We start from the raw sequence: 25,520 nt of genomic DNA on the forward strand, positions 1-25,520 counted from the left end.
ACCCCGGAATGGCTCACGTCTTTCGGAGGGTTTTCCCGGTGCGGACATCGGCCGAAAGTACTAGGTGCGGGACGGTCGGCCGTCCGGTGTAACTCAGTAGGGGTTGCCCGGTACGTTCAGCTGTGTCCGGTAGAGACCGAATCCGCCACCGGCCACACTCGACGTGATGTACAGGGTTCGCCCGTCCGGCCCGCCGAAGGCCGCGTTGGTGCTGGTGCGGCCGGCGGAGATGGTGCCGAGCTGCGCCCCCGAGGGGGAGAAGACGTGGACGAGCCCCTCGCTGTTGGAGATCCAGTACAGGTTGCCCGCGCAGTCGACGGTCGCGCCGTCGGGCGTCCGGATCTTCGCGAACGTCGTGCGCTCGCCCGTGCTGCCGTCGGGGAGGACGGCGTACTTCACGATCACGTCGGCGCCGGTGGCTCCCACGTAGAGCGTCCGGCCGTCGGGGGAGAGGACGACCCCGTTCGGCTGCGAAAGCGTGTCGTCGACGAGGGTCACCACCCCGTCGCGGACGCGGAAGACGCCGGTCCGGCCGCCCTGCTCGTCGGCGCGGTTGCCGCGCTGGTAGTTCGGATCGCTGAAGTAGACGGTGCCGTCCTGGGCGATGGTCAGGTCGTTCGGCGAGTTGAACGCGTGGCCGGGGGAGCCCGCGGCGACGGCCGTCCGGCTGCGGTCGGCCAGGCTGTAGGCCGAAACGGTGCGGTTGTCGTGGGTGGCGGCGAGCACCCGGCTGCCGTCGGCGGTGATCGCCAGGCCGTTGCTCCCGGAGCCGGCGATGAACGTCTCGAACGTGGCCGGCGGGGTGTACCGGAGCATGTTCGAGGGCTGGACGCCCTGGGGGCCCGTGGGGTTCTGCATGTCCGACACCAGCAGGGTGCCCGTCCGCTGGTCCCAGGTGGGCCCTTCGAGGAAGGTGAAGCCGCCGCGGACGAGCTGGGACGTCACCGCCGGGCTCGGCAACGGCGAGCCGTAGGTCGTTCCCGGGGTGCACGGCGAACTCGTGCCGGCGCCGGACGCCGGGGGCGCCACCACACCCGCGGCGACGAGCGCCGCGGCCACCGTCCACATGCGATTCCTGCGGTGCGCCATGACGGCTTTCCTTCCGTGCGCGGGGATCAGCGTCCGAGCTCGACCTTGAGGATGCTTTCGTTGCTGTTGTTCGGCACGCTGTCCTTGTCGCCGTAGTTGCTGGTGGTCAGCCACAAACCGCCGTCGGCGGACGGTTCCACGGTGCGCAGCCGCCCGTACGTGCCGTTGAGGTACTGCTGAACGTCGGTCAGGTCGTCGCCGGAGATTTCGGCCCGGTACAACCGCATCCCGCGTTCGCAGGCGATGTAGAGGCCGCTGCGGACCACGGCGATGCCGCTGCACGAGCCCTCCGCGACGGGGTAGGTGTGCTTGGGGGCGATGAAGCCGGCCTGCCCGCAGCTGCCCGTGGTGCCCTCGCAGGCGGGCCAGCCGTAGTTGCCGCCGCGCACGATCAGGTTCGTCTCGTCCATGACGGAGTTGCCGAACTCCTGCTCCCAGAGGCGTCCCTGCGAGTCGAAGGCCAAGCCCTGCGGGTTGCGGTGGCCGTAGCTCCACACCGGGGTGCCGAAGGGGTTGTCCGACGGGACCGAGCCGTCGGGATTGATGCGCAGGACCTTGCCGGCCAGGACGGTGAGGTCCTGGGCCCAGGCGCCGTTCTGGCCGTCGCCGGTCGAGATGTAGAGCTTGCCGTCGGGGCCGAACCGCAGCCGGCCGCCGTTGTGGTACTTGTTGCGCGGGATGCCGGTGAGCAGCACCTGCGGGCTCCCGGAGAGCACGCCGCCGGTGTAGCGGATGCGCACCACCCGGTTGTCGGTGGAGCTGGTGTGCATGACGTACAGCCACGGATCGGCCGTGAAATCGGCGGCCACGGCGAGACCCAGGACGCCGCCCTCGCCGTCGGTTCCTGCCACGTCCGGCACCTTTCCGACGACGGTCTGCGTGCCGGTGGCGGGGTCGAGGCGGACGATTTCGTAGGTGTCGCGGCGGCTGTAGAGCACCTGGCCGTCGGGCAGCGTGGTCAGCCCCCACGGCAGGTCGGTTTCGGTGGCGACCCTGGTGACCGAGCACAACGCCGTGGCGCAGGAGGAACCCGTGGTGACCGCGACCGCGGTGCTCGCGGCCGACCGGTTGCCCTGGGCGTCGCGCGCCCGCACCTGGTACCGGTAGCGGGTGTTCGCGGCCAGGCCGCTGTCGGTGAAGGAGGTCGAGGCGGTCGAGCCGGCGGCGGTGCCGTTGCGGAGGATTTCGTAGCCCGTGACGCCGACGTTGTCGGTGGCCGGCGACCAGCGCACGGTGACCGTGGTGCCCGACGCGGCCGCCCTGACGCCGGCCGGGGTGGTGGGCGGCTCGGTGTCGGCCTGGCACTGCGGAACGGTGACCGGGACCGTGGTGCTGGCCTGGGAAACGTTCCCCGCGGCGTCGCGGGCGTTGACGTACAGCCCCCAGGTGGCTCCCGGCACGACGGTCAGCTCGGCCGACAAAGCCGTGCCCGGCACGGACTTCATGAGCTGCCCGTCGTGGTAGACGTCGTAGAAGGCCACCCCCACGTCGTCGGACGAGGCCGACCACGAGAACGTGACGCCGGTGCACGTCAGGTTCGAGGCGCGGGGGTCGGCCGGCGCGGTCGGTGGCGTCGTGTCGGCGTCGGCGGTGGCGGCCGGGGACGGAAGCACGACACCCAGGCCTGCCAGCACCACGGTGCACACCGCCCGGAGGAGCCTTCCTCGGGTATTTCGCATGGTGTTTCCTTTCCCGGGTACCGGCGAAAGTTTCGGCCGGAAATGATCGCCTGGGAGCGCTCCCAGGATACGTTAGCGCAAATAGTTTGCCGTCGGCAACTCCGGTGGGCAGATATCCAACATACCGGCTCGCCGGATCTTTTACCGCCGCGGCCGGACTGCGCTACCGTGGGGCAGACTGCTGACACCGGGGGGAATCATGCGTCGATGGGCCGTCTCCGCCGTCTGTGCCGCACTGCTGGCCGCCGCCGGTACCGGTACCGCTTCCGCCGCAACGGATCCGCGTCAGGCCGCGCTGGAGGCGGCGGTGCAGGCGGGGAACGTCGGCATGATCGCGGCCGCGGCCGATCCGGCCGGCCGGTGGCGCGGCCGGGCCGGGATCGGGGACGTCGTCACCGGCGCGAAGCCGGACACCGGCGGCCGGTTCCGCGTCGGGAGCGTGTCCAAGACGTTCACGGCGACGCTCGTGCTGAAGCTCGCCGCGAAAGGCCGGCTGGGGCTGGACGAACCGGTCGCGAAGTACCTGCCCGGCCTGCTGCCCTACCCGGAGCCGATCACGGTCCGGCAGCTGCTGCAGCACACCGGCGGCGTGCCACGGGACCTGGCGCCGCAGTACACCTGGACGACCGCGGAAGAGGTGGACACCGAACGCTTCGTGCACTTCGGCGAGGTCGAGGCGATCCACGACAGCACGGTGCAGCCGCTGCTGTTCCCGCCGGGCACGAGCTGGTCGTATTCCAACACCGGCTACAACGTGCTGGCGCTGCTGGTGGAAAAGCTCACCGGACGGCGGTTCGAGCAGGTCCTCGCCGACTGGATCACCGGTCCGCTGCACCTGGCGGACACGTTCCTGCCGCGGGATTTCCCGCTGGTGCCACGCCCGGCGGTCCGCGGCTACGAGCAGCTCTACCCGGCGCCGCGGGGGCTGACCGACGTCACCGTGTACAACCTCAGCCGCTACTTCGGGGCCGGCAACATCATTTCCAGCGCGGCCGACCTGAACCGTTTCCTCCACGCCCTGCTCGGCGGCGAGCTCCTGCCGCCCGGCCTGCTCGCGCAGATGAAGACAACGGTTCCGTGGCCGGGCCAGGGCGGTCTGGTCGGCTACGGGCTGGGGCTGATGCGCATTTCCCTGAGTGGCATCTGCGGTCCGGGAGCCCCCGACGTCTGGGGGCACGCCGGGGACGTACCCGGGTACAGCACGTGGAGCATGAGCGACGAGGCGGGCACCCGCGGGATCACGGTCGCAGCCACTCCGGACTTGTCCGCCTCGCCCGCCGCGGCGTCCGGCCGGGTGCTGGCGATGGTGACGGAGTTCTGCCGCCCCGCTGTGGCTGGTGCGCAGGCGCGGGCTCTGCAGCTCCAGGCCGCGTTGCGCTGACGAACACCAGCGAATGCTCGAACCGATTCGATGGTCGGCCGAGCGAATGTAAGTTTCCGGCTCCACCCGGCTTTTCAGCCGATTACCTCGGCTGATCGTTGACCTCCCTCCGGCCGCGTTCATACCATGCTGGCCGGCCGGTCACGCGAACCGGTTCGACGCCCGGCGCCGGGAAAGGGAGCCCACGATGGTCAGGTCACCGCACCGGTTCCGCAAGGGGTGGGTGGGCGTCCTGCTCGCCCTGATCGCCGTCCTGGTGCCCGCGCCACCGGCGCACGGCGCGACGAACACCTTCATCCTCGGCGCCGTCCGGACCGACACCGCCGGCCGTGCGCTGCAGCTGCACGGCTTGGGCATCGTCAAGACCGGGGACACCTGGTCCGGCTTCGGCGAGGACAAGACCGGCCAGACCACGGCGAACACCGCGTTCCAGGACATCCCCTGCTACACCTCGGCCGACCTGGCGAACTGGACGTACCAGGGGATCGCGCTGGCCAAGCAGGGCAGTGGCGACCTCGGGCCGAACCGCATCGTCGAACGGCCGAAGGTCCTCTACAACGCCACCACCCGGATGTACGTGATGTACCTGCACATCGACAACACGAGCTACTCCGAGCAGCGGGTCGGGGTGGCGACCAGCCCCACGCCGTGCGGGCCGTACAGCTACCGGGGGAGCTTCCAGCCGCTGGGCAACCAGAGCCGCGACATCGGCCTGTACCAGGACACCGACGGGTCCGCGTACCTGCTGAGCGAGAACGCGGGCCGCAGCCTCCGCATCTACCGGCTGGCCGCGGACTACCTGTCGGTGGCGAGTGCGGTGGCAACGCTGCCGAACTACGAGTCGCCCGCCGTGGTCAAGGTGGGCGGGACGTACTACCTGCTGGTCTCCCACCTGACCGGCTGGGCCACGAACGACAACGTCTACGCGACCGCGACGTCGCTCGCCGGGCCGTGGTCGCCGTTCCGCAATTTCGCGGCGGCGGGCACGAACACCTACAACAGCCAGACGGCGAACATCATCACGGTCCAGGGCAGCGCGGCGACCACCTATATCTACGCGGGGGACCGCTGGACGGGCAACGCCATGGGCAATTCGCCGCTGATCTGGCTCCCGCTCACGATCCGCGGCACGACGGTCAGCCTCGGCCAGTACCCGAGCTGGAACCTCGACACCGAGGCGGGGACCTGGTCGGCGAACGCGGGCCTGCCGAGCGCCGGCACGCATGTGCTGAAGAACGCCGGCAGCTCAATGGTCCTGGACGCTTCGGGCGCTTCGACCGCCACCGGCGGGAAGATCATCCAGTGGCCCGCGCACGGCGGCGCCAACCAGCAGTGGCGGCTGACGAAGCTCGCCGACAACGTCTTCACGCTGGTGAACGTCAACAGCGGCCTGTGCCTCGACGTGCCGGACGGGTCCACGGCGAGCGGAACCCAGCTGCAGCAGTGGACCTGCACCGGCGGCGCCGGCCAGCAGTGGGCGGCGGATCTGGTGGGCAGCCTCACCGGCAGCCAGTACGTCCTGCAGAACATCGGCAGCGGGCTCGTGATCGGGGTCGCCGGGTCGTCGACCGCGAGCGGGGCGCAGGTCGTCCAGCTGGGCGGGACAGGCGCCTCGAGCCAGGTGTGGACGGTCTCCTGAGCCGCGGCCGGCCGTTCACGCAGAATCCGCCGGTATGAAATAACCTTTCCCGCGCTCGACGGAATCGGCGATTCTCCTTTCCGGGATCCGGCATCTCCTTGTGGCGGAGTGCACCGACGCACTGTTCCCGTCCGCCGATATCGATCACACCTGCCGTCGCAGCAGGGCGGCCATTCGTCGCAGCGGCCGGGAGAACCGCGACTTGCACAGTAATCTGCACATGCAGATACCCGTGCAATGATCGCGATGGGAGCGTCGGTGCGGAATGAGCGAGACGAGGACGAAACCGCGCACGTCGTGGTCCACAACGAAGCCGGATCGGCCGGGGGGCCGGTCGTCCAGGCCGGGACCGTGCACGGCGGGCTGCATGTCCACGAATGGCGGCGGGCCCGGCGTGCCGACGAACTGGACGACGCCGCCGAGGCGCTGGCGCACGCCGTTTCGGTGCAGTGGCAACGGGAGGAAGAGATCCGGCGGATCCACGACCCGCTACCCCTGCCCGTCCGGTGGCGGGCCGCTGCGCCGTCCGTGATGGACCATTGGGCGAACGTCTGCGGGGCGCAGTTCGGCAAAGCCGCCGACCCGCTGCGGCTGGCCGGGGACCTGGAAGGAATCGCCGGGGTCTTCCGCCGGATCCCCTCCCGGCGGCTGGTGCTCCTGGGCCGGATGGGTGCCGGGAAAACCGTGCTGACCATGCGGCTCACCATGGATCTGCTGGCGACCCGGACGCCCGCCGAGCCGGTACCCGTCATCTTCGGGCTCGGCGCCTGGGACCCGGCGGCGGTGTCGCTGCACCGTTGGCTCGAGAGCCAGCTCGTCCGGGACTACACCGGAATGAACCGGGTGGGCCGGTTCGGCAGGTCCGTGGCCGCGGAGCTGATCGAGAGCGGCCGGATCCTGCCGGTACTGGACGGGTTCGACGAAATCGCCGACGGCCTGCGGGCCGAAGCGCTGGCGACCCTCAACTCCTGCCGGTTCCCGTTCGTGGTCACCAGCCGGACGGCGGAGTTCGAGGCCGCCGTCGCGACCACCGACGTGGTCACCAGGGCCGCGGTGATCGAGCTGTGCGACGTCGGCATCGACGACCTGGCGGCCTACCTGCCGCGGACCGCACGGCCGCGAACCGGTGATCGCCCCGGCGCCACGATGTGGGACTCGATCCTGGCCGTGCTGCGGGAGCAGCCGGCCGCGCGCGCCTGCGTGAACCTGACCAGCGTCTTGTCCACCCCTCTCATGGTGGGGCTCGTCCGCTCGATCTACAGCGACGACCCGGCGGGTGACCCCGCCGAGCTCCTGGACACGGAGCCGTTCGCCACGGCGGACGAACTGGAGGATCACCTTCTCGAGGTCTTCGTTCCCACCATCTACCGGGACCGTCCGCGGGAGCCCGGAACGGAGCTCCGTCGCTGGCCCCCCGACCGCGCGCACCGGTGGCTCGGGTTCCTGGCCGGACGGCTGGACCGGGACGACACGCCCGACGTGACGTGGTGGCACCTCGCCGACCGGATGCCCCGCACGGGCACGGCACTGGCTTTCGGCCTGCTCGGCGGCCTGGCCGGCGGCCTGCTGCCGGGACCGGGCACGACCCGCCTGGTGTTCGGCCCGGTCCTCATGACCGCCTTCGTGCTCTGGCTCGCGCTCAAGATCGCGGGCGGTCTTCCGACGGGCCTCGTCTTCGGGCTGGGCACGGGGATGATGTTCGGCATCGGTGCCGGGTTGCCGGCGGGTCTGCTGGCCGGGTTCGGCGGTGTCCTGCTGGACCGGCGGCGTGGCGTCCCCGGCCCGCTCATCGCGACTCTGCCGGTACGGGGAAACCTCCGCCGGGCGGCGAGCGCGTTGACCACGGTGACGGTGTCCGGCCTCGTCGCGGCGCTGGTGATCGGGTTGGCGACCGGGTTCGCCGCGGGGCTCGGCGTGGGGCTGCTCAGCGGGGCATCCGTCGGCCTGGCCACCGGCGTTGCCGGCCTGATGGCCCGGCCGGCTGACACCGCACGCGCGGTCAGCCCGGAATCCGTGCTCCGCGCCGATCGGGCGGGTGTCCTGTTCCTCGGGTCCTTGGGCGGCGCCCTGTACGGCGCGTCCTTCGCCATCGGCTCCGGGGATGCCATGCCCGAGGTGGCCGTGTTCAGCTCGGCTTTCGCCCTGGTGGGCGTCCTGGCCCTCGGCCTCGGCACCGCGTGGGGCGGTTTCGTGATCGCCCGGACGTGGCTCGCGGCGACCGGCCGGTTTCCCTGGCGGGCCATGACGTTCCTCGCCGACGCGCACCGCCGGGGGGTGTTGCGGCAGACCGGCACCGTGTACCAGTTCCGGCACGCAGCCCTGCAACGCACCCTCAGCCGGCACCCCGGAGCGGTGGAGCCGCCGTGATGGATTGCGCTGTCATCGCGTCCGATCCGGCACTGAGGAACCCGGCCCACACCGGCGTCAGTCCGTAAAACCGTTCACCGGCAACGCGAGCCGGAAGCAGGCGCCCTGGCCGACCGTGGTCTCCAGTTCGATGTCGCCGCCGTGGGCGCGGGCCAGGGAACGGGCGATGGCGAGGCCCAGGCCGGCGTCGGCGCCCGGGGTGCGGGTGCGGGAGCGGTCCGCCCGGTAGAAGCGGTTGAAGGCGCGGGCCGCCTGCTCGGCCGTCATGCCCGGGCCCTCGTCGGCCACCTCGAGGACGGCGCGGCCGGCCATCGTGCCGACGCCGATGCGGACGGGCGTGCCCGGGGGCGTGTGGGCGGCGGCGTTGCCCACCAGGTTGGTGACGACCTGCCGCAGCCGGGCCTCGTCGGCGTCGACCGGCGCCGGGCCGGGCGGGCCGGTGCCGCCGGGGCCGGTCAGGGACACGGTGCGGGCCGGGTCGAGGGCCCGCAGGTCGTGCCGGGCGTCGCCGGCCAGGGTGCGCAGGTCCATCGGGGCCCGGTCGAGCTGCTCTTCGGGTGCCTCGTCGAGCTGGGCGAGCAGCAGCAGGTCCTCGGTCAGCGCGGTGAGCCGGGTGGCCTCGCGGTCGATGCGGCGCATCGTGTCGTCCACATCGGACGGTCCGGCCAGCGCCCCCATCCGGTAGAGCTCCGTGGATCCCTTGATGCCGAACAGCGGCGTGCGCAACTCGTGGCTGACGTCCGAGACGAAGGTGCGCATCCGCGCCTCCGACGCGGCCCGGTCGGCGAACGCCCGTTCCAGCTGGCCGAGCATGGTGTTGAGCGACGCCGCCAGGTGCCCGATCTCCGTGCCGGCCGGCGCGAGAGCCGGGACGCGCCGGGTGAGGTCGCCGCCGGCGATCGCCGCGGCCGTGTGCTCGATCCGGCGCAGCGGCCGCAGGCCCCGGCCGAGGGCGAACCAGCCCGCCGCGGTCAGCACGACGAGCAGCGCGGCGCCGGTGACCAGGCTGCTCGTCCGCAGCTGGGCGATGGTGGCGTCGGCCTCGGCGAGCGGCGCGGCCGAGACGACCGTCCCGCCCCAGCGGACGGCCGGCCGCGCGACGGCCCGCCACCGCTGCGACCCGTCGGCGGCGTCCAGGTCGACGGCCGTCCCGTCGGCCGGGACCGTGCGCAGGGCGTCGGTCGGCGGCAAGGTCGCGCCGTCCACCCGGGAGGAGTGCAGGCCGCCCGCCACCGCGCCGCCCGCGTCGAGGTACACGACGTACGGGGTGCCGAACAGCTCGAGCGCGGGGTCGACGAGATCGGGCCGCACGGCCGGGCTCGCGGCCGGCGGCGGCCCCGCCGCCCGGGAGATGAGCTCGGTCATCGAGCGCAGCTGGCCGTCGAGCCGCTCGAGCTGGAACCGTTCCAGCTGCCCGGAAACCAGCGTGCCGATGAGCGTCAGGCCGGCCAGCAGCAGGCCCGCGGTGAGCAGCAGGAGCCGGGCCCGCAGGGAAAGCCGCCTCACCGGCGGGGCTCCCGCAGCACGTAGCCGACACCGTGCACGGTGTGGATCAGCTTCGGTTCTCCGGTGTCGGCCTTGCGCCGCAGGTAGGAGATGTAGGTGTCGACGATCCCGGCGTCGCCGCCGAAGTCCTCGCGCCACACCCGGTCCAGGATCTGCGCCTTCGACACGACCCGCCCGGCGTTCTCCATCAGGTAGCGCAGCAGCCGGAACTCCGTGGCGGACAGGCGGACCGGCCGCCCTTCGCGCGTCACGTGGTGGCCCTCGGCGTCGAGCGTGAGCGCGCCCACCGTGAGCACGGCCGCCGGGTGGCCCGCGGTCCGGCGCAGGATCGCGCGGATCCGCGCGATCAGCTCCGCCAGGTCGAAGGGCTTCGTGACGTAGTCGTCGGCGCCCAGCGAGAGCCCGGTGACCTTGTCGGACTGGCGGTCCCGCGCGGTGAGGAACAGGACCGGCACCGGCGCGCCGTGGCCGGCCGGCCGCTCGCGCAGCCGCCGGACCACCTCGAAGCCGTCCATGTCCGGCAGCATGACGTCCAGCAGCACGAGGTCGGGCGGCTCCGCGGTGGCCGCGGCGACCGCTTCGCGCGCGGTCGCCGCCGACGTCACCTGGAAGCCGGCGAAGCGCAGCGCGGCGGAGAGCAGCTCGCGGACGGTGGCTTCGTCGTCCACCACCAGCAGCCGGGACGTCATCGCTTCCATGCCCGCGAGGATACGGAGATCCCGTCGGCGAGCAGGGAGCCCGCGAAGCCCGCCACGGCGCCGCCCGCGAGCCCGGCCACCAGCGCGAGCAGCGGGTTCGCCGTCAACCGCGCGGCGAAGACGGGCAGGGACAGGCCGAACGCGCCGACCGAGACGTCGACGGAAATCCGCGTCAGCAGCGTCATGACGGCGAGCACGGCACCGACCGCCGGAGCGAACCGCACCGCGCTCGCCACCGCCCGGCGCACGGGGCTGCCCGGACGGCGGCTCCGGACCGCGACCCCGCAGGCGAGCAGCACCGCCGCCGCCACCCAGGTCGCCGGACCGCCCGGGGCGAGGTCCGGTGCGCAGGGCAGGCCGGTGACCGTCCACGGCACGCCCAGCCCCAGCAGCAGAACGCCGGACACCAGCTGGGGCAGGACGAGCAGCACGCCCCCGGCCGCGGCGGGGCCGCCGAACGCCCACGCGAGGGTCAGGCACAGGACGGTGATCCCGCCCGCCGGCCACCCCACGCTTCCCGCGCGGACGGGATACCGCGCGAGGACCCAGCAGGCTCCGACCACCAGCAACGTCCAGGCCACCGCACCCGCCATCGCCGGGCCCGCGGACACGGAGAACCCGGCGTCCAGTGCGCCGGAGACCGGCAGCCGCGGCGAACCGCCGTTCCGCACGCACCCGCCCGTCGCGACGCCGTCCGGGAGCGACAGCTTTCCCTGTGCGGCCCACGCGAACGCGCCCACGCCGAGCGGAAACGCCACGGCAGCCGCCGCGCCGCGGACCAGCAGCCTGTCCTCGCGGCGGCGCAGCAGCACCCAGCCCAGCACCACCGCACCGGCCAGGGTGACCCCCAGCGGCATCACCTCGACGCTGCCCCGCACGGCGACCGGCAAACCGGCTGCCGGAACCGCGCCGACCTCCGCCGAGCCGCCCATGGCCAGCGCAACGACCGCCGCGGTCAGCGCACCGAGATCGCGGGCTCCCAGGAGGGCCAGGCCGGCCGAGGCGGCCACCGCCATGGCCAGCAGCGCGCCCGCCGCCGCGAGCAGTCCCCGGCCTGCCTCGCGCATCAGACGTCCCGTCGCCGGAAGACCACGAACGCCACGGCCAGCACGGCGGCGATCCCGGCGCACATCCCGGCCAGGTTCAGCCACGGGTGCGGGAAGTCCGGGTCGGGGACGGTCTTGAAGATCGCGGCCGCGCCGAGGGTCGGCCAGTAGGAGAACAGCTGCCGCAGCCCGGCGGGGAAGAGGCCGGCCATGGCGGGGACGAGGAAGACGATCCCGACCAGCGTGGCGAGCGCGCCCGCGGTGGCGCGCATGATCGTGCCGAGCCCGGCCGCCAGCAGCGCGATCGCCGCGAGGTAGAGCCCGCCGCCCAGCACCGCGGGGAGCACACCCGGATCGCCGAGCCGGGCGTGCGGCACGCCGTGGCCGGCGAGGACGGCCTGGCCGACGAAGAAGGCGGCGAACATCAGCACCTGGCCCGCCACCACGGCGACCGCCACCGCCACGACCAGCTTGGCCGCCAGCAGCCGGTGCCGGCGCGGGGTGGCGATCAGCGACGTCTGCATCAGCCCGGTCGCGTGCTCGGCCGTGACGACCAGGATGCCGAGCACCCCGATGATCAGCTGCGCGACGATGTAGGACGTCAGGCTGCGGTTGGCCGGATCCCACGGCCCGTCGCCGGGGTAGTCCTTCGCGGCGGCGTTGATGGCGAGGGCGGTGATGCCGAGGCCGACCGCGAACAGGCACGCGAGGGTGTACCAGGTGGAGCGCAGGCTGCGGAACTTGATCCACTCCGAGCGGACGGAATGGGTGAAGGACACGCTCATGCGGTCGCCCCCTGGTATTCGACGCTGTCCTCGGTCAGCGCCATGAAGGCGTCCTCCAGGGAGACGCGCTGCGGGGTGAGCTCGGCGAGCGCGACGCCGTGGTAGGCCGCGAGCTTCCCGATGTCGGTGCTGGTCATGCCGGACACGATCAGCGAGGCCTCGGCCCCTTCCCGGACGGCGGCCCCGGCGGTGGCCAGCAGCCGCGCGAAACCCGGCTCGGGCGTGCGGACGAGCACGGTGCCCTCGCCGCGCACGAGCTCGCTCACGGCGGTGTCGGCGACCAGCCGGCCCCGGCCGATGACGACCAGGTGGTCGGCGGTCTGCGCCATCTCGCTCATCAGGTGGCTGGACACCAGCACCGCCCGGCCCTCGCCGGCCAGTGACCGCATGAAGCCCCGGATCCAGCGGATCCCCTCGGGATCGAGCCCGTTCACCGGCTCGTCGAAGATCAGCACCGCCGGGTCGCCGAGCAACGCCGCCGCGAGGCCGAGGCGCTGCCGCATGCCGAGCGAGAACCCGCCCGCCCGCTTGCCGGCCACGCCCTCGAGCCCGGTCCGGGCGAGCACCTCGCCGACGCGGCGCCGGGGGAGGCCGTTGCTCACCGCGAGGGCCAGCAGGTGGTCGTGGGCCTTCCGGCCACCGTGGACGGCCCCGGCGTCGAGCAACGCGCCCACCTCGGTGAGCGGCACCGGGAGGTCCCGGTAGCGGCGCCCGCCGATGGTGACCGAGCCCCGCGTCGGCGCGGCCAGGCCCACGATCATCTTCATGGTCGTGGACTTCCCGGCGCCGTTGGGCCCGAGGAACCCGGTCACCTGGCCGGGCCGGACGGTGAACGACAGGTCGTCCACCACGGTGTCGGGCCCGTACCGCTTGGTCAGGCCCCGGATTTCGATCGTCATGCGGCGAGCGTGGCGGACCTCCCTGGCCGGTTCCTGGGAAGTTCTGTGGGAACTCTGAGAGCCCCGCGGTCAGGGGCGGTCGCGGCCGGCGGCCACTCCGGAAATCGCAACCGTCAGGGGCCGAGGACGGCGCGCAGCCCGGGCTGCAGCCGGTCGCCGTGCGCGCGGACCAGGTCGTCGCACAGCTCGAAGATCCGCTCGACCGGCAGCGCGGCCGCCGTCGCCGGGTCGGTCATCGCCGCGTGGCGCAGGTGGCGGGGATCGTCCTCGACGGCCGCGCGCACCACGAGGTCGTTGACGCTCAGGTACGCCCGGTTGAGCGCGGCCAGCTGCGGGGGCAGCGCGCCGATGCGGGTCGGGCGGACGCCGGTGCCGTCGACCAGGCACGGCACCTCGACCACGCCACCGGACGGCAGGTTCTCGATCAGGCCCCGGTTGACGACGTTGCCGTAGACCGTCCGCGGGGTGCCGGTCAGGACACTGTGGACGATCTGCGGCGCGTATTCGCCCGTGCCTTCGACGGGCAGCGGCTCGTCGGCCGCGATCGCCCGGCGGGTCCGTTCGTACTCGGCTTCGTTCTCCGCGACGATGCCCAGGTAGTCCCCGATCGGCAACCGCAGGCGCTCGACCTCGCTGTCGTGCTTGAGGTACCAGGGCACGTACTCGGCCGAGTGTTCGCTGGTCTCCGTCGGGTAGTAGCCGAGCCGGCGCAGCATGTCGAACCGGACGCGCCGCCGCAGCTGCTCGTCGGACCCGGCGAGCTCGTGCAGCCGCGGGTACAGGTCCGCGCCCGCGTGCTCGAACCGCAGCACCCAGGCCTGGTGGTTGACGCCCGCCGCGACGTAGGTGACCTCGTCGAACGGCACCCCGACCAGCGCGGCGAGCCCGTGCACGGTCCAGTACACCGAGTGGCACAGCCCGACGACCCGGGTGAGCCCGGTGGCCTCGCCCAGGTACTGGACGTTCATCGCCATCGGGTTCGTGTAGTTCAGCAGCCACGCCTCCGGGCAGACCTCGGCGATGTCCGCCCCGAGCGCCTTGAGGAAGGGGAACGTCCGCAGGGCGCGGAAGATCCCGCCGATGCCGAGGGTGTCGCCGATGGTCTGCCGCAGGCCGTAGCGTGCCGGGACCTCGAAGTCGGTGTGCGTCGCCGCCGCCATCCCGATCTGCACCATGTTCACCACGAAGTCCGCGCCGGACAGCGCTTCCCGGCGGTCCGCGTGCGCGGTGAGCACGGGTTTGACGCCGCGCACGGCGGCGATCCGCCGGGCCGCGGCCAGCGCGGTGGCCAGCCGGTCCGGGTCGATGTCGTGCAGGGCGACGTGCACGCCGTCCAGCTCCGGGTAGGCGAACAGGTCGGCCAGGAGGCCCTGGGTGAACACGACGCTGCCCGCGCCGACGAAGGTGATCTTGGGGGTCATGGAGATCCGATCCGGGAGTGCGCGGGTCAGCCTTTGAGCCCGCTGGAGGTGACCGACTGGATGAACGTCTTCTGCGCGCCGAGGAAGGCCAGCAGCACCGGCAGCACGGTGATGACGTTGCCCGCCATCACCGCGGCCCAGTTCGTGTGGTGCTGGCCCTGGAACGTCGTCAGCCCCAGCTGCAGCGTGTACGTCGTGTCGTGGTTGACCGCGATCAGCGGCCAGGTCAGGTCGTTCCAGGTGCTCAGGAAGGTCAGCACGGCCACCGTGCTCAGCGCGGGCCGCGACAGCGGGACCACGATGGTGAACAGCACCCGCAGCCGCGAGCAGCCGTCGATCCACGCCGCCTCTTCGAGTTCCCGTGGCAGCGACAGGAAGAACTGGCGCAGCAGGAACACCGCGAACGGCGTCACCAGCGACGGCACGATGAGCGCGCCCAGGGTGTCGATCAGGCCGAGCTTCTTCATCACCAGGAACGTCGGGATCATGGTGAGCTGGAACGGGATCGCCATCGTCGCGACCATCAGTGCGAGCAGGGCCCGCGAGCCGGCGAACCGCATCCGCGCGAACGCGTACCCGCCCAGCGTGCCGAACAGCAGGTTCGACCCGACGGTGACCGCCGAGACGATCAGCGAGTTCGTGAACCAGCGCAGGAACAACGCGTTGTCGAGGACATAGCGGTACCCCGAGAAGTCCACATGGGACGGCCACAGCGCGGGCGGGAACCGGTTGATCTCGGCGTTGCTCATCACCGAGCTGAGCAGCAGCCAGACCAGGGGCGCCGCGAACACCAGCGCCAGCGGCACGAGCAGCAGGTGCCAGGGACTGAACGGCAACCGGGGGCGGCGCAGCACGGGGAGCGCGGTGCGGGTCGCGGGCGCCTCGAGCCGGGCGGGCTGGGTGGTCATCGGAGGGCCTTCCCGGGCCGGCGCAGCACCCGGACGACGACCACGACGGCGAGCAGGGCCAGCGCGAGCACGTAGGCCGACGCCGCGCCGTAGCCGGCGGTGAAGTTCTTGAACGCCTGCTCCCAGACGAAGTAGACGATGACCGTGGTCGAGCCGAGCGGGCCGCCCTTGGTCGTCACGTAGACCAGGTCGAACACCTGCAGCGAAGTGATCAGCTGCCACACCACGAGGAACGCCGTCACCGGGGTGACCGCGGGCAGCGTGACGTGCCGGAGCACGCGCCACGTCCCGGCGCCGTCCAGCCGCGCGGCCTCGACCAGCGACGGCGGGACGTCCTGCAGCGCGGCCAGGTACACCACGACGCAGAAACCGGTGCCGCTCCACAACGTGATGGCGACCAGCACCAGCAGCGCCTGCCCCGGGTCGGTCAGGAACCCTTGCGGGGACACGCCGAGGTGGTGCAGCACCGAGTTGGCCGCGCCGAACTGCGGGTCGAGGATGAACGAGAACAGCACGCCCTGGGCCGTCGCCGACAGCACGAACGGGACGAACACGAGCGTCCGGTAGACGCCCACCCCGCGGATGCGCCGGTTCAGCGCCTGCGCCAGCAGGAAGCCGAACAGGATGCTGAGCGGGACGTAGAGCACCGTGTACAGCACGGTGTTTCCCACGGCCTGGGCGAAGTGCGGGTCCTGGGCAAGGGCGGCGTAGTTGTCCAGGCCCACCCAGCGGCTCGGCGTCACCAGGTCGTCGGCCTGGAAGGACAGCACGAGCGACCAGGCGACGGGCACCACGCCGAGGCCGAGGATGATGAGCACGGCGGGGGAGATGTAGGCCCAGGCGGCCGCGGTTTCGCGGCGGCGAACCGGTGTGACCGAGCTTTTCGGGGGTTCCGGGTGGCGGAGCCCCCGGCCCGAGGCGGAGCCTCGGCTGGGCACGGTGATGGGCCTCGGCAGTCCGGGCATGGCGGCTCCCTATCGCGGAATGATCAGGGCGGCGTTCGCGGCCGCGGCGCAGTCGCGCATGGCGTCGGCCGGCGTCGCCCGGCCGAGCAGCACGGCGACGATCGCGGTGCCGAGCGCCGCCGACACCTGGGGGTAGGCCGGGTGCACCGGCCGGACGCGGGCGTTCTCCAGCGCGTCGACGAACACCGGCAGGCCCGGGGTGCTGTCCGTTTTCTCCTGCCACGCGGGCAGTTGCTGCGTCCGGCGGCTCAGCGGGAGGCTGCCCGCGCCGTCGTCCCAGCGGACGTCCTGGGCCGGGTCCGCGAGCCAGGACAGGAAGGTCCGCGCCGCCGCCACGCGTTCTTCGCCGTTGTCGAACAGCGTCCAGGTGTCCGGGCCGGAAATGGTCACCGGGCGGCCGCTGAAGCTCGGCAACGGCACGACCGCGTAGTCGATCCCGGCGTCGGCGATGTCCGGCAGCTGCCACGGCCCGGTCGGCACCATGCCGATGTGCCCGGCCTCGAACGCCTGGTACATCTGCTCGCTGCCGGTCTTCGGGTCGAGGTAGACGGCCTTCGCCGCGGCGAGGTCGCGGACGACCTCCAGGGCACGGACGCCTTGGCCGGCGAACCCGATGCCGCGCCCGCCCGCGCCGATGACGTCGCCGCCGAGGTCCCACACCATCGGCCACAGCCGCCACACGGTGTCCTCGTCGCCGGTGGCGGGCCAGGCGGTGCCGAACGTGCCGTTGCCCGGATCGGTGAGTTTCCCCGCCGTGGCGACGAAGTCCGCCCACGTCCAGCCCGCGGCGGGCAACGGGATCCCGGCGCCCGCGAACAGTTCCTTGTTGCACACCACGGCGAGGGAGTCGAGCAGCGCCGGGACCGCGCGGACGCGGCCGTTGACGGTGACCGCTTCCCGGGCCGGGGCCCAGAACCCGGGTCCCGCGTCGACGAGGTCGGTGACGTCGACGACGCTGGGACTGCGGGCCACGCTGGCGAGGTCCGAACCGAAGACGTAGGCGACGTCCGGGAACGACCCCGACGCGAGCGCCGCGGTGATCTTCTGGAGCATCGCGTCGGCGAGGACGCCGCCGCCCAGGTCGATCCGGATCTCGGGGTGGGTGCGGTGGAAGTCCGCGACGAGCTCTTCCAGGACCTTCTTGCCGGTGTCGGTCTGGCCGTGCCAGACCTCGACCGTCACCGGGCCCCCGGTGGCCCGCGCCGGGCCGCAGCCGGCGAGGGCGGCACCGAGGGCCAGACCGCCGGCGCCGCGCAGGAATCCGCGGCGGTCCATCAGCAACCCCGGCCGGGAAACGGGAAAGACATCATCGGACTCCGGATGATGGTGGGCACGACCCCGCCTCGGACCTCGAACGGGTCCTGGCGACTCAGTCCGGGCTCGCGGCGGGAACCGACATACCGGCTGGGCATACCTCTGACGTCGGCGGTCCCGACGTGGACAGCAGTAAAGCGAGCGTGATCGGGCGTGTCAAGGTGCGGGTCAGCAGGTCTTGCGGACGTACCCGCTCGTGCCCTGGGGCACCACGTACAGGTCACGCCGGACCATGCTGATCTTGTTCTTCCACTCCGGGCAGCCCTTGCTCATGCCCGACGCGGTGTACTCGACGTCGACCACCCGGTTGTTGAACGGGCCGGCGTAGGCGTCGCACTCCTCGTACTCGCCGCATTCCTCGGTGACGGCGAAGTCGAGGCCGTTCGCGACCCGGTTGCCGGCCAGCTCGGGGGTGTTCTTCTGGGCGATGGCGAGGTTCTTGCCGTGGGCGCGGGCGGACAGGAGCTTGATGTACTCCTGCGCGTGCGTGGTGGTGAGCAGGTTCTTGGACCGGCTGTAACTGTCGTAGTTGTCCGGCTCGATCGCCTGGTACCCCTTCGCGGCGCACGTGTCGATCCAGCTGCCGACCTTGGCCGCGACCCGGGAGCGCTTGTCGGCGGTGCGCAGGTCGAGCAGCGTCTCCTTCCAGTCGGGGTCGACGACCTTGTTGCCGTTCGCGTCGCGCAGCAGCAGGTCGCTCGGCCAGTCGCCGTCCGCGCCTTCCTGCGCCTGGAAAGCGTTGAGGTAGCAGATGTTGTACTTCCCGCTCGCCGGCGCCGCGGAGACGTCGCGGCTGACGATCTGCACCCCGGCCGGCGGGGTGTACGCGCCGCCGATCTGGTAGTCGAACCCGGCGGCCTGCGGGGGCAGGGTGACCGCGGCCGACGCCGGGGCGGCGGCCGCGGCGAGGGCGCCGGCCGCCAGGGCACCCGCCGCTGCGAAAGTGGCGAATCGCTTGCCGTGGACGGGGAGGGAACGCTTCATCCGGAACTCCGTCATCGTCGGGGCTGTTGTCGGCGAAAGGTAGGCAGGCCGGCCACCGCGGTCAACGAAACGCGCAGTCGTGATGAGCGTTTCACCGGTCCTGGGCGGAGCCGGTTTCGACGACGGTGACCCGGACCCCGGCCCGGCGGATGGCCGCGACCGCACCGGGTGCGGCGGAGGAGTCGGTGATGACCTCGTGCACGTCCTGGATGTCGCCCATCCGCGCGAGGGTGGTCCGCCCGAGCTTGCTGCCGTCGGCCAGCACGACCACCCGCTGGGCGCGGCCGAGCATGGCGCGGTTGGTCCGGGCCTCGTTCTCGTCGTGGGTGGTGATGCCCGCCGCCGCGTCGATGCCGTCCACGCCGACGAACGCCGTGCCGACGCTGATCGAGGCCAGCACGTGCTCGGCCCAGGGCCCGACCAGCTCGTAGGACTGCGGCCGGGCGACCCCGCCGACGACGACCAGCTTCAGCCGGGGGTGCAGGGCCAGGTCCATCGCGATGTTCAGCGCGTTCGTGACCACCGTCAGATCCGCCCGGCCCGGCAGCTCCCTGGCGAGCTCGCTGGTGGTCGAGCCGCCGGTCAGGGCGATGACGTGCGGCCCGGTCGGCAGCGTGCGGATCGCCGCCCGCACGATCGCGCGTTTGGCTTCCGGGGACCGGCTTTCCCGGTAGGGCGGCGGCACCTCGTTCGTGCGCCCGCGGGGCCGGGCGCCGCCGTGGGTGCGGGTCAGCAGCCGCTGTTCCTCCAGTTTGGCCAGATCGCGCCGCAGCGTGGCCGCGGAGACGCCGAGGCGGGTGCTGAGCTCGCCCACGTGCAGCTCGCCGGTGTCGGCGAGCACGCGCAACAGCTCCGAGAGCCGTTCGGCCCGGGTGGTGCGCCGTTTCCGCGTGGACATGGGCGGAGCTTACGACAGCCGTCGAAACGCTCAATCCGGATGCGCATTTGGACACCGGACCTTGCCCCCTCGCGCGGGAGCGGGTGAGTCTCCGGGAGAACGACCCGGAAATCGGAGGCGGCACCTATGCACAGCAGCGGGCGGTGGTCCGGCGACAGCCGGACCGCGCGGGAGATCGGGCAGCAGCCCGCCACCTGGATCCGGGTGGCGGATGCCGTGCGGCGGGCCCGGCCGGACATCGGGGACCTGGCCGGCGACGACCGGCGGATCGTGCTCACCGGCGCGGGCACCTCGGCGTTCGTCGGCGAGGTCGTGGCCCGTGATCTCGCGCGTCACCTGGGCCGGCCGGTCGAGGCGATCGCCACCACGGACATCGTCGCCGACCCCCTGGCCGTGGTGGACGACCGGCCGATCCTCCTGGTGTCCTTCGCGCGCAGCGGCAACAGCCCCGAGTCCGTCGCCGCGGCGGACCTGCTCCACCGGCTGACGCCCGGGCTGCGGCACCTGGTGATCACCTGCGACCCGGCGGGGGAGCTGGCCCGCCGGTGGTCCGGTGTCGCGGACGCGGTCGTGGTCGCCCTGCCGGACGAGGTCAACGACCGCGGGTTCGCGATGACGTCCTCGTTCACCGGCATGGCATTGGCGGCGCTGCTCGCCTTCGGCGTGGACGTCGACGTCGAGGCGCTGGCACGCGCCGGGACGGCGGTGCTCGACGGGGCCGCGGAACACGCGACGGCGATCGCCGGCGCCAAACCGGCCCGGCTGGTGTTCCTGGGCTCGGGGCCGCTGCGCGGGCTGGCCCGGGAAGCCGCGCTCAAGTGCCTGGAGCTGACCCGCGGTGAGGTGGTCGGCATCGCCGATTCCGCGCTCGGCTTCCGGCACGGGCCGAAGTCGGTGCTCGACGAGCGCACCGTCGCCGTGGTCTTCCTCTCCACCGATCCGTACGCGCGGCAGTACGACGTGGACATCGCGCGTGAACTGGTGCAGTCGCTCGGCGAGGAGCGGGTGGTCGTGGTGGGCGGCGCTCCCGGGTCCGGGGGCGCGCAGGTCTGGCCCGTGCCCTCGCCACCCGGCTTGCCCGTGGCCGGTTACGCGTTGCTCGCCGTCCTCGCCGCCCAGACCACGGCGCTCGCCTGCTCCCTCGCGCTGGGCGTCACGCCGGACAACCCGTTCCCCGACGGGGAGGTCAACCGCGTCGTGCAGGGCGTGGTCATCCACGAATTCACGCCTCCGGAGGTGAGCTGACGTGTACCTCGGTGTCGACGGCGGGGGGACGAAGACGGCTTTCTGCCTGGTCGATCCCGCCGGCCGGGTCGTCGCGGAGGCCCGGACCGCGAGCGTGTACTACCTGAGCGAAGGCCTGCAGATCGTGGAACCCCTGTTGCGCCAGGGGATCGGCGAGGTCTGCCGGGCGGCGGGCGTTCCGGTCCCGGACATCGCCTACGCCTTCTTCGGCTTGCCCGCCTACGGCGAGATCAGTGCCGACGTGCCGGAACTCGACGCGGTACCGGCGAGGATCCTCGGTACGCGGAACTACCGCTGCGGCAACGACATGATCTGCGGCTGGGCCGGATCGCTGGGCGCGGTCGACGGCATCAACGTCGTCGCCGGCACCGGCTCGATCGCCTACGGCGAACACGAAGGCAGGCAGTGGCGCGGCGGGGGCTGGAGCGAGCTGTTCGGGGACGAAGGCTCCGGCTACTGGGTCGCGATCCAGGGTCTCAACGCGTTCAGCCGCATGGTCGACGGACGGCTGCCCGCCGGCCCGCTCGTCGACGCGATGCGCGCGGAGCTCGGCCTCGCCGCCGACTTCGATGCGATCGACGTCGTGGTGAACCGGTGGCACGGCGACCGGGGCCGGATCGCGAACCTGAGCAAGGTCGTGACCCGGGCCGCGGACGCCGGCGACGCGGTCGCGACCGGGATCCTCCGGGAAGCCGGGCGCGAGCTCGCGCTGCTCGTGGACGTCGGCCGGTCCGCCTTGGAATTCGAGGCCGCGCAACGGGTTCCGGTGTCGTACTCCGGTGGCATGTTCGGCTCGGCGCCCGTGCTGGCGTCGTTCCGCGACGCGCTGTCCCTGGAGTACGACCTCCGCGAGCCCCTGCTGGAACCGCACCTCGGCGCCGCGCTCTACGCGGCGCGCCTGCACGGACACCCGCTGCGGGCCGATCAGGTCCACCCGACCGCGTCCCTGCCGCACTGAGGAGCCGAGGAGCCGAGATGACCGGAACAACGGTGGCCACCCGCACCTGGATCCCGTACGCGGGACTGCTGGTGGTGTTCTGGGGCGTGTGGGGAGCCATCTCCAGCCTGCCCACGAAGCTCTACGCCTACCCCGACCCGATGGTGTACGTCGTGTGGGCGCTGACCATGCTCGTGCCCGCGTGGTTCTCGCTGCGCGGCCGGAAGTTCGACCGCGGCCGGGTCGCGGCCGGCTACGGGCTGCTGATCGGGCTCACCGGGGCCGGCGGGCAGCTCGTGCTGTTCAAGGCTCTGACGATCGGGCCGGCCTACGTCATCTTCCCGATCGTCGCGCTTTCGCCCGCGGTCACGGTGCTGCTGGCGTTCGCCGCGCTGCGGGAACGGCTCGGCGGGTGGTCGTGGGCCGGCGTGCTGCTCGCGCTCGTCGCCGTCGTCCTGTTCTCGGTGTCCACAGGGGACGGCGGGGACAGCGGGTGGCTCTACCTCGTGCTGGCCGTCCTGGTGTGCGTGGCGTGGGGCGTGCAGGCGTTCTTCATGCGCAAGGCCGCGCTCGCCGGCGTCGACGACGCTTCGACGTTCGGCTGGATGACCGTCAGCGGGCTGCTGCTGATCCCGGTCGCCGTGCTGATGATGGGCGGGCTCCCGCTCGGGTTCCCGTGGCAGGCGCCCGCGCTCACCGCCGGGACCCAGCTGCTCAACGCGGTCGGCGCGCTGTTCCTCGTGATGGCGATGAGCCGCGGCAAGGCTTCGATCGTGGCGCCGGTGACCAACGCGCTCGCCCCCGTGCTGACGATCGTCCTTTCGCTGCTGCTCTTCGGCGCCACCCCGACCGGGTTCCAGCTCGCCGGCATCGTGCTGGCCCTGGCCGGCTCGACCCTGATGGTGTACCGCACGGAAAAGACGGCCGAGCCGTGACATCCCGGATCGTCACGATCACGCTCAACCCCGCCATCGACGTGACCTACCGGGTCGGGGAACTGCGCCTGGGCGGGACCACGCGGGTGGCCGACGTCCGGTCCCGCGCCGGCGGCAAGGGCGTCAACGTCGCGGCGGTCGTCCGCGAGCTGGGCGGCGAGAGCGTGGTGCTGGCCTTGACCACCACCGGGACGCCGGACGAGTTCCGGGACGGCCTGGACGGGCTGGGCCTGGCCCACCGCTTGGTCCCGGCCCTGCCCGCGGTGCGGCGGACCGTGGCGGTGGTGGCCCGTACCGGCGGCACGACCATGTTGCAGGAGAACGGCTTCCCGGCCGGCGAGACGGCGGAGGCCGGCATGCTCGACGCCCTGCGCGCCGAGCTGCCGGCCGGTGCGGTCGTGATTTCCGGGAGTGTGCCCGAGGGGCTGGGCGCCGACGTCCCCGCGAAGCTGGTCCGGCTGTGCACCCGGCACGGCGTGCCGGTCATCGCCGATGTCTCCGGCGCTGCCCTCCGCGAGGTCGCGGAAAGCGGCGCGGTGCTCATGCCGAACGAAGAAGAACTGAAGGAACTGGGCGGACTGGACGCCGGTCCGGACCTCGTGGCCGGGGGAGCACCCGCGGTCGTGGCCACCTTCGGCGCCGAAGGCGCGGTGGCCGTGACCGCCCGGGGCACCTGGCGCGCCCGGCCCGCCGAAGTCGTCACCGGCAACCCGGCCGGCGCCGGGGACGCGGGCGCCGCCGCGCTGGCCGGGCACCTGAGCGGAATGTCCGAAGTGGACTGGCCGGCCGCCCTCGCGGACGTGGTCGCCACGTCGGCCGCCGCGGTGCTGCGGCCGGTCGCCGGCGAGATCGACATCGCGGCCAGGGAGCGGTGGATCCGGGACGTGAAAGTGGAGAGGATCCGATGAACTGGGCCGGTTTGCTGGACGACCTGCGCACGCGGCGGCGGGGGATCGGGGCGTTCAACGCGATCCTGATCGAGCACGCCGAGGCCGTCGTGGCCGGTGCGGAACGCAGCGGATTCCCGGTGGTCCTGCAGATTTCGCAGAACGCCGTCCGCTACCACGGTTCGCTCGCCCCGTTCGCGCTCGCCTGCCTGCGGCTGGCCGAGACCGCGGCCGTGCCCGTCCTGGTCCACCTCGACCACATCGAGGACGAGGACCTGATCCGGGAGGGCCTCGACCTGGGCATCACGTCCGTCATGTTCGACGCCGCCGCGTTGCCCTACGCCGAGAACGTGGCCAGGACGAAAGCCGTGGTCGAACGCTGTCACGCCGCGGGCTGCCGGGTCGAGGCGGAGCTCGGCGAGATCGGCGGCAAGGACGGCGCCCACGCCCCCGGCGTGCGCACGGACCCGGCCGAGGCCGTCGAGTTCGTCGCCGCGACCGGCGTGGACTCCCTCGCCGTGGCCGTCGGGTCGTCGCACGCCATGGCCGACCGCAGCGCGGTGCTCGACGAGGACCTGATCGCGGCCCTCGCGCACCGCGTCCCGGTGCCGCTCGTGCTGCACGGCTCCTCCGGCGTGCCCGACGAGGGCCTGCGCGGGGCGGTGGCGAGCGGCATCGTCAAGGTCAACGTCGGGACGCGGCTGAACCAGGTGCTCACGGCCTCGGTGCGCTCGGCGCTCGGCGAGCACGCGACGCTCACCGACCCCCGCCGCTACCTGGCTCCCGGCCGGGACGCGGTCCGCGACGAGGTCGCCCGGCTGCTCACCCTGCTCGCGAACGGAGGAGAATCCACGGATTGTTGCGCGTGAGCGCTGTTGTTGTGGCAGTAGCAAGTCGGCGTGCAACCGCGATGCCCTGTACGAGGTCGATGGTTCAGGGGGGATCGCGATGCCGTGCCTGCGGATCCATTTCACCGAAGCCGACCTGGGGCGGACCCGCCTCGCGCCGCGCATCGACTACATGTGGGAGATCGTCAGTGCGGTGCAGCTGCTGCAGCACCGGGAGGGCGGCCTGTACTTCGACGGGTGGCGGCGGAGCGTGCGGCAGGAAGCGCTCGCCGATCCCCGGCTGCGGAGGCTCCTGCACACCCTGCCGCGCATCGCCCCGCACGCGGAGTACTTCCCGGACTTCCTCACCCCGGCCGGGGAGTACGACGAGCTGGGCGACGCGCTCGACGCCGTGGTCTCCGTCCCGAAACCCCGGCTGCATGCGGAGATCGCCTTGCTGGGCGACGGGTCGGCGCCGGTGCAGGCCATCGCCGACGGCGGGGCGCCCGCGTTGCACGGGCTGCGCACCGCGCTGGGCCGCTTCTACCGCGCGACCGTCCTGCCGCAGCTGGACGTCGTCAAGACCGCCCTGCACGCCGACCTCGCCCGCCGGATGCACACGTACGTGCACGACGGCATCGAGGCGATGCTGACCGGGATCGCGCCCGGTGCGGTCTGGGAACCGCCGACGCTGCGGCTGCCCTACGCCCTCGACGGTGACCTGTACCTCGCGGGCCGGGGGCTGCGGGTGGTGCCGTGCTACTTCTCCCTGATGCACCCGGTGGCGCTCGCCGACCCGGCGCTGCCGCCGACGGTGGCGATCCCGATCGACCCCGCCACGCGGCTGCCGGCCGGCGAACGCCGTGCGGGTGACCACCTCGGTGCGCTGGTCGGCACCACCCGGGCGGCGATCCTGCGGCTGGCGCTGGACGGGTGCAGCACCCGCGAGCTGATCCGCCGCACCGGGGTGGCCCCGGCCACGATCACCCACCACACGGCCATCCTGCGCGACTCCGGCATGATCACCACCCACCGCGACGGCGCCGTCGCCTCGCACCACATCACCCCGCTGGGCCTGCAAGTGCTCTCGTGGGGCGGGTGAGGGTCGAC

Annotated in this window: 22 protein-coding genes; 9 read left to right on the plus strand and 13 right to left on the minus strand. The window is 72.5% G+C overall.

Going from position 1 to position 25,520, the window contains the following annotated elements:
• Positions 1 to 93: 93 nt before the first annotated feature.
• Both AB0J55_RS01885 and AB0J55_RS01890 read right to left on the minus strand, forming a co-directional pair.
• Positions 94 to 1,089 carry an SMP-30/gluconolactonase/LRE family protein gene (locus AB0J55_RS01885; protein WP_364241364.1) on the minus strand — a complete coding sequence of 332 codons (996 nt, stop codon included), beginning with the start codon at positions 1,087 to 1,089 and terminating at the stop codon, positions 94 to 96.
• A 26-nt stretch (positions 1,090 to 1,115) separates the two neighbouring features.
• Positions 1,116 to 2,735, minus strand: a complete 1,620-nt coding sequence (locus tag AB0J55_RS01890; protein ID WP_364243374.1) for a PQQ-dependent sugar dehydrogenase — start codon at positions 2,733 to 2,735, stop codon at positions 1,116 to 1,118.
• 232 nt (positions 2,736 to 2,967) lie between these two features.
• Between AB0J55_RS01890 and AB0J55_RS01895 the strand changes: the two genes are divergently transcribed.
• The 3 genes from AB0J55_RS01895 to AB0J55_RS01905 all read left to right on the plus strand — a co-directional run bounded on the left by AB0J55_RS01895 (position 2,968) and on the right by AB0J55_RS01905 (position 8,155).
• Positions 2,968 to 4,149, plus strand: coding sequence for a serine hydrolase domain-containing protein (locus AB0J55_RS01895; RefSeq protein WP_364241366.1), 1,182 nt, complete (start codon positions 2,968 to 2,970; stop codon positions 4,147 to 4,149).
• 187 nt (positions 4,150 to 4,336) lie between these two features.
• The gene (locus tag AB0J55_RS01900; protein ID WP_364241369.1) at positions 4,337 to 5,788 is read left to right on the plus strand and encodes an RICIN domain-containing protein; all 1,452 of its coding nucleotides are present in this window, start codon (positions 4,337 to 4,339) and stop codon (positions 5,786 to 5,788) included.
• A gap of 258 nt (positions 5,789 to 6,046) precedes the next feature.
• Positions 6,047 to 8,155, plus strand: a complete 2,109-nt coding sequence (locus AB0J55_RS01905; protein WP_364241372.1) for a hypothetical protein — start codon at positions 6,047 to 6,049, stop codon at positions 8,153 to 8,155.
• A gap of 57 nt (positions 8,156 to 8,212) precedes the next feature.
• Here the strand turns inward: AB0J55_RS01905 and AB0J55_RS01910 are convergent, their stop codons facing one another.
• The 11 genes from AB0J55_RS01910 to AB0J55_RS01960 form a co-directional block, all read right to left on the minus strand.
• Positions 8,213 to 9,661 carry a HAMP domain-containing sensor histidine kinase gene (locus AB0J55_RS01910; RefSeq protein ID WP_364241374.1) on the minus strand — a complete coding sequence of 483 codons (1,449 nt, stop codon included), beginning with the start codon at positions 9,659 to 9,661 and terminating at the stop codon, positions 8,213 to 8,215.
• The gene (locus AB0J55_RS01915; RefSeq protein ID WP_364243377.1) at positions 9,658 to 10,350 is read right to left on the minus strand and encodes a response regulator transcription factor; all 693 of its coding nucleotides are present in this window, start codon (positions 10,348 to 10,350) and stop codon (positions 9,658 to 9,660) included. The genes AB0J55_RS01910 and AB0J55_RS01915 overlap by 4 nt, the downstream gene beginning before the upstream one ends.
• On the minus strand, positions 10,347 to 11,426 hold the full coding sequence (locus tag AB0J55_RS01920) for a streptophobe family protein (protein WP_364241376.1): 1,080 nt from the start codon (positions 11,424 to 11,426) through the stop codon (positions 10,347 to 10,349). The genes AB0J55_RS01915 and AB0J55_RS01920 overlap by 4 nt, the downstream gene beginning before the upstream one ends.
• Positions 11,426 to 12,190 (minus strand): ABC transporter permease, encoded by a 765-nt coding sequence (locus tag AB0J55_RS01925; RefSeq protein WP_364241379.1) that lies wholly within the window; start codon positions 12,188 to 12,190, stop codon positions 11,426 to 11,428. Before AB0J55_RS01925 ends, AB0J55_RS01920 begins: the two co-directional genes overlap by 1 nt.
• On the minus strand, positions 12,187 to 13,089 hold the full coding sequence (locus AB0J55_RS01930; RefSeq protein ID WP_364241382.1) for an ATP-binding cassette domain-containing protein: 903 nt from the start codon (positions 13,087 to 13,089) through the stop codon (positions 12,187 to 12,189). Before AB0J55_RS01930 ends, AB0J55_RS01925 begins: the two co-directional genes overlap by 4 nt.
• 113 nt (positions 13,090 to 13,202) lie before the next feature.
• Entirely contained in the window at positions 13,203 to 14,510 is a 1,308-nt protein-coding gene (locus AB0J55_RS01935) for an alpha-glucosidase/alpha-galactosidase (protein WP_364241385.1), read from the minus strand.
• A 26-nt stretch (positions 14,511 to 14,536) separates the two neighbouring features.
• A complete protein-coding gene (locus AB0J55_RS01940) occupies positions 14,537 to 15,418 on the minus strand; it encodes a carbohydrate ABC transporter permease (protein ID WP_364241388.1) in 882 nt (293 codons plus the stop codon).
• The gene (locus AB0J55_RS01945; protein ID WP_364241390.1) at positions 15,415 to 16,383 is read right to left on the minus strand and encodes a sugar ABC transporter permease; all 969 of its coding nucleotides are present in this window, start codon (positions 16,381 to 16,383) and stop codon (positions 15,415 to 15,417) included. Before AB0J55_RS01945 ends, AB0J55_RS01940 begins: the two co-directional genes overlap by 4 nt.
• Before the next feature lie 9 nt (positions 16,384 to 16,392).
• On the minus strand, positions 16,393 to 17,658 hold the full coding sequence (locus AB0J55_RS01950; protein ID WP_364241392.1) for an ABC transporter substrate-binding protein: 1,266 nt from the start codon (positions 17,656 to 17,658) through the stop codon (positions 16,393 to 16,395).
• Positions 17,659 to 17,865: 207 nt separating this feature from the next.
• Positions 17,866 to 18,681: an endo alpha-1,4 polygalactosaminidase gene (locus AB0J55_RS01955; RefSeq protein WP_364241395.1), complete on the minus strand. Its 816-nt coding sequence runs from the start codon at positions 18,679 to 18,681 to the stop codon at positions 17,866 to 17,868.
• 91 nt (positions 18,682 to 18,772) lie between these two features.
• Positions 18,773 to 19,579, minus strand: coding sequence for a DeoR/GlpR family DNA-binding transcription regulator (locus AB0J55_RS01960; protein ID WP_364241397.1), 807 nt, complete (start codon positions 19,577 to 19,579; stop codon positions 18,773 to 18,775).
• Between the two features lie 126 nt (positions 19,580 to 19,705).
• On the opposite strand from AB0J55_RS01960, the gene AB0J55_RS01965 reads away from it, so the two are divergent.
• The 6 genes from AB0J55_RS01965 (at position 19,706) to AB0J55_RS01990 (ending at position 25,512) form a co-directional block, all read left to right on the plus strand.
• Complete coding sequence (locus AB0J55_RS01965) at positions 19,706 to 20,824, plus strand: SIS domain-containing protein (protein WP_364241400.1); 1,119 nt, start codon at positions 19,706 to 19,708, stop codon at positions 20,822 to 20,824.
• A gap of 1 nt (position 20,825) precedes the next feature.
• Positions 20,826 to 21,782: a BadF/BadG/BcrA/BcrD ATPase family protein gene (locus AB0J55_RS01970; RefSeq protein WP_364241403.1), complete on the plus strand. Its 957-nt coding sequence runs from the start codon at positions 20,826 to 20,828 to the stop codon at positions 21,780 to 21,782.
• A 17-nt stretch (positions 21,783 to 21,799) separates the two neighbouring features.
• Positions 21,800 to 22,696: a DMT family transporter gene (locus AB0J55_RS01975; protein ID WP_364241406.1), complete on the plus strand. Its 897-nt coding sequence runs from the start codon at positions 21,800 to 21,802 to the stop codon at positions 22,694 to 22,696.
• Entirely contained in the window at positions 22,693 to 23,604 is a 912-nt protein-coding gene (locus tag AB0J55_RS01980; RefSeq protein WP_364241409.1) for a PfkB family carbohydrate kinase, read from the plus strand. The genes AB0J55_RS01975 and AB0J55_RS01980 overlap by 4 nt, the downstream gene beginning before the upstream one ends.
• The gene (locus AB0J55_RS01985; RefSeq protein WP_364241412.1) at positions 23,601 to 24,452 is read left to right on the plus strand and encodes a class II fructose-bisphosphate aldolase; all 852 of its coding nucleotides are present in this window, start codon (positions 23,601 to 23,603) and stop codon (positions 24,450 to 24,452) included. Before AB0J55_RS01980 ends, AB0J55_RS01985 begins: the two co-directional genes overlap by 4 nt.
• Positions 24,453 to 24,531: 79 nt before the next feature.
• Positions 24,532 to 25,512, plus strand: coding sequence for a winged helix-turn-helix domain-containing protein (locus AB0J55_RS01990; protein ID WP_364241415.1), 981 nt, complete (start codon positions 24,532 to 24,534; stop codon positions 25,510 to 25,512).
• Positions 25,513 to 25,520: the final 8 nt, after the last annotated feature.

This window comes from Amycolatopsis sp. NPDC049688 (assembly GCF_040674975.1).
GTDB lineage: Bacteria > Actinomycetota > Actinomycetes > Mycobacteriales > Pseudonocardiaceae > Amycolatopsis.

Bases quoted from the DNA above. Each gene is read 5' to 3' on its own strand.
- AB0J55_RS01900 (WP_364241369.1), top strand. From the start codon at position 4,337: ATGGTCAGGTCACCGCACCGGTTCCGCAAGGGGTGGGTGGGCGTCCTG.
- AB0J55_RS01975 (WP_364241406.1), top strand. From the start codon at position 21,800: ATGACCGGAACAACGGTGGCCACCCGCACCTGGATCCCGTACGCGGGA.
- AB0J55_RS01950 (WP_364241392.1), bottom strand. From the start codon at position 17,658: ATGGACCGCCGCGGATTCCTGCGCGGCGCCGGCGGTCTGGCCCTCGGT.
- AB0J55_RS01930 (WP_364241382.1), bottom strand. From the start codon at position 13,089: ATGACGATCGAAATCCGGGGCCTGACCAAGCGGTACGGGCCCGACACC.
- AB0J55_RS01920 (WP_364241376.1), bottom strand. From the start codon at position 11,426: ATGCGCGAGGCAGGCCGGGGACTGCTCGCGGCGGCGGGCGCGCTGCTG.
- AB0J55_RS01985 (WP_364241412.1), top strand. From the start codon at position 23,601: ATGAACTGGGCCGGTTTGCTGGACGACCTGCGCACGCGGCGGCGGGGG.
- AB0J55_RS01955 (WP_364241395.1), bottom strand. From the start codon at position 18,681: ATGAAGCGTTCCCTCCCCGTCCACGGCAAGCGATTCGCCACTTTCGCA.
- AB0J55_RS01935 (WP_364241385.1), bottom strand. From the start codon at position 14,510: ATGACCCCCAAGATCACCTTCGTCGGCGCGGGCAGCGTCGTGTTCACC.
- AB0J55_RS01990 (WP_364241415.1), top strand. From the start codon at position 24,532: ATGCCGTGCCTGCGGATCCATTTCACCGAAGCCGACCTGGGGCGGACC.
- AB0J55_RS01915 (WP_364243377.1), bottom strand. From the start codon at position 10,350: ATGACGTCCCGGCTGCTGGTGGTGGACGACGAAGCCACCGTCCGCGAG.
- AB0J55_RS01965 (WP_364241400.1), top strand. From the start codon at position 19,706: ATGCACAGCAGCGGGCGGTGGTCCGGCGACAGCCGGACCGCGCGGGAG.
- AB0J55_RS01885 (WP_364241364.1), bottom strand. From the start codon at position 1,089: ATGGCGCACCGCAGGAATCGCATGTGGACGGTGGCCGCGGCGCTCGTC.
- AB0J55_RS01940 (WP_364241388.1), bottom strand. From the start codon at position 15,418: ATGACCACCCAGCCCGCCCGGCTCGAGGCGCCCGCGACCCGCACCGCG.
- AB0J55_RS01925 (WP_364241379.1), bottom strand. From the start codon at position 12,190: ATGAGCGTGTCCTTCACCCATTCCGTCCGCTCGGAGTGGATCAAGTTC.
- AB0J55_RS01960 (WP_364241397.1), bottom strand. From the start codon at position 19,579: ATGTCCACGCGGAAACGGCGCACCACCCGGGCCGAACGGCTCTCGGAG.
- AB0J55_RS01895 (WP_364241366.1), top strand. From the start codon at position 2,968: ATGCGTCGATGGGCCGTCTCCGCCGTCTGTGCCGCACTGCTGGCCGCC.
- AB0J55_RS01945 (WP_364241390.1), bottom strand. From the start codon at position 16,383: ATGCCCGGACTGCCGAGGCCCATCACCGTGCCCAGCCGAGGCTCCGCC.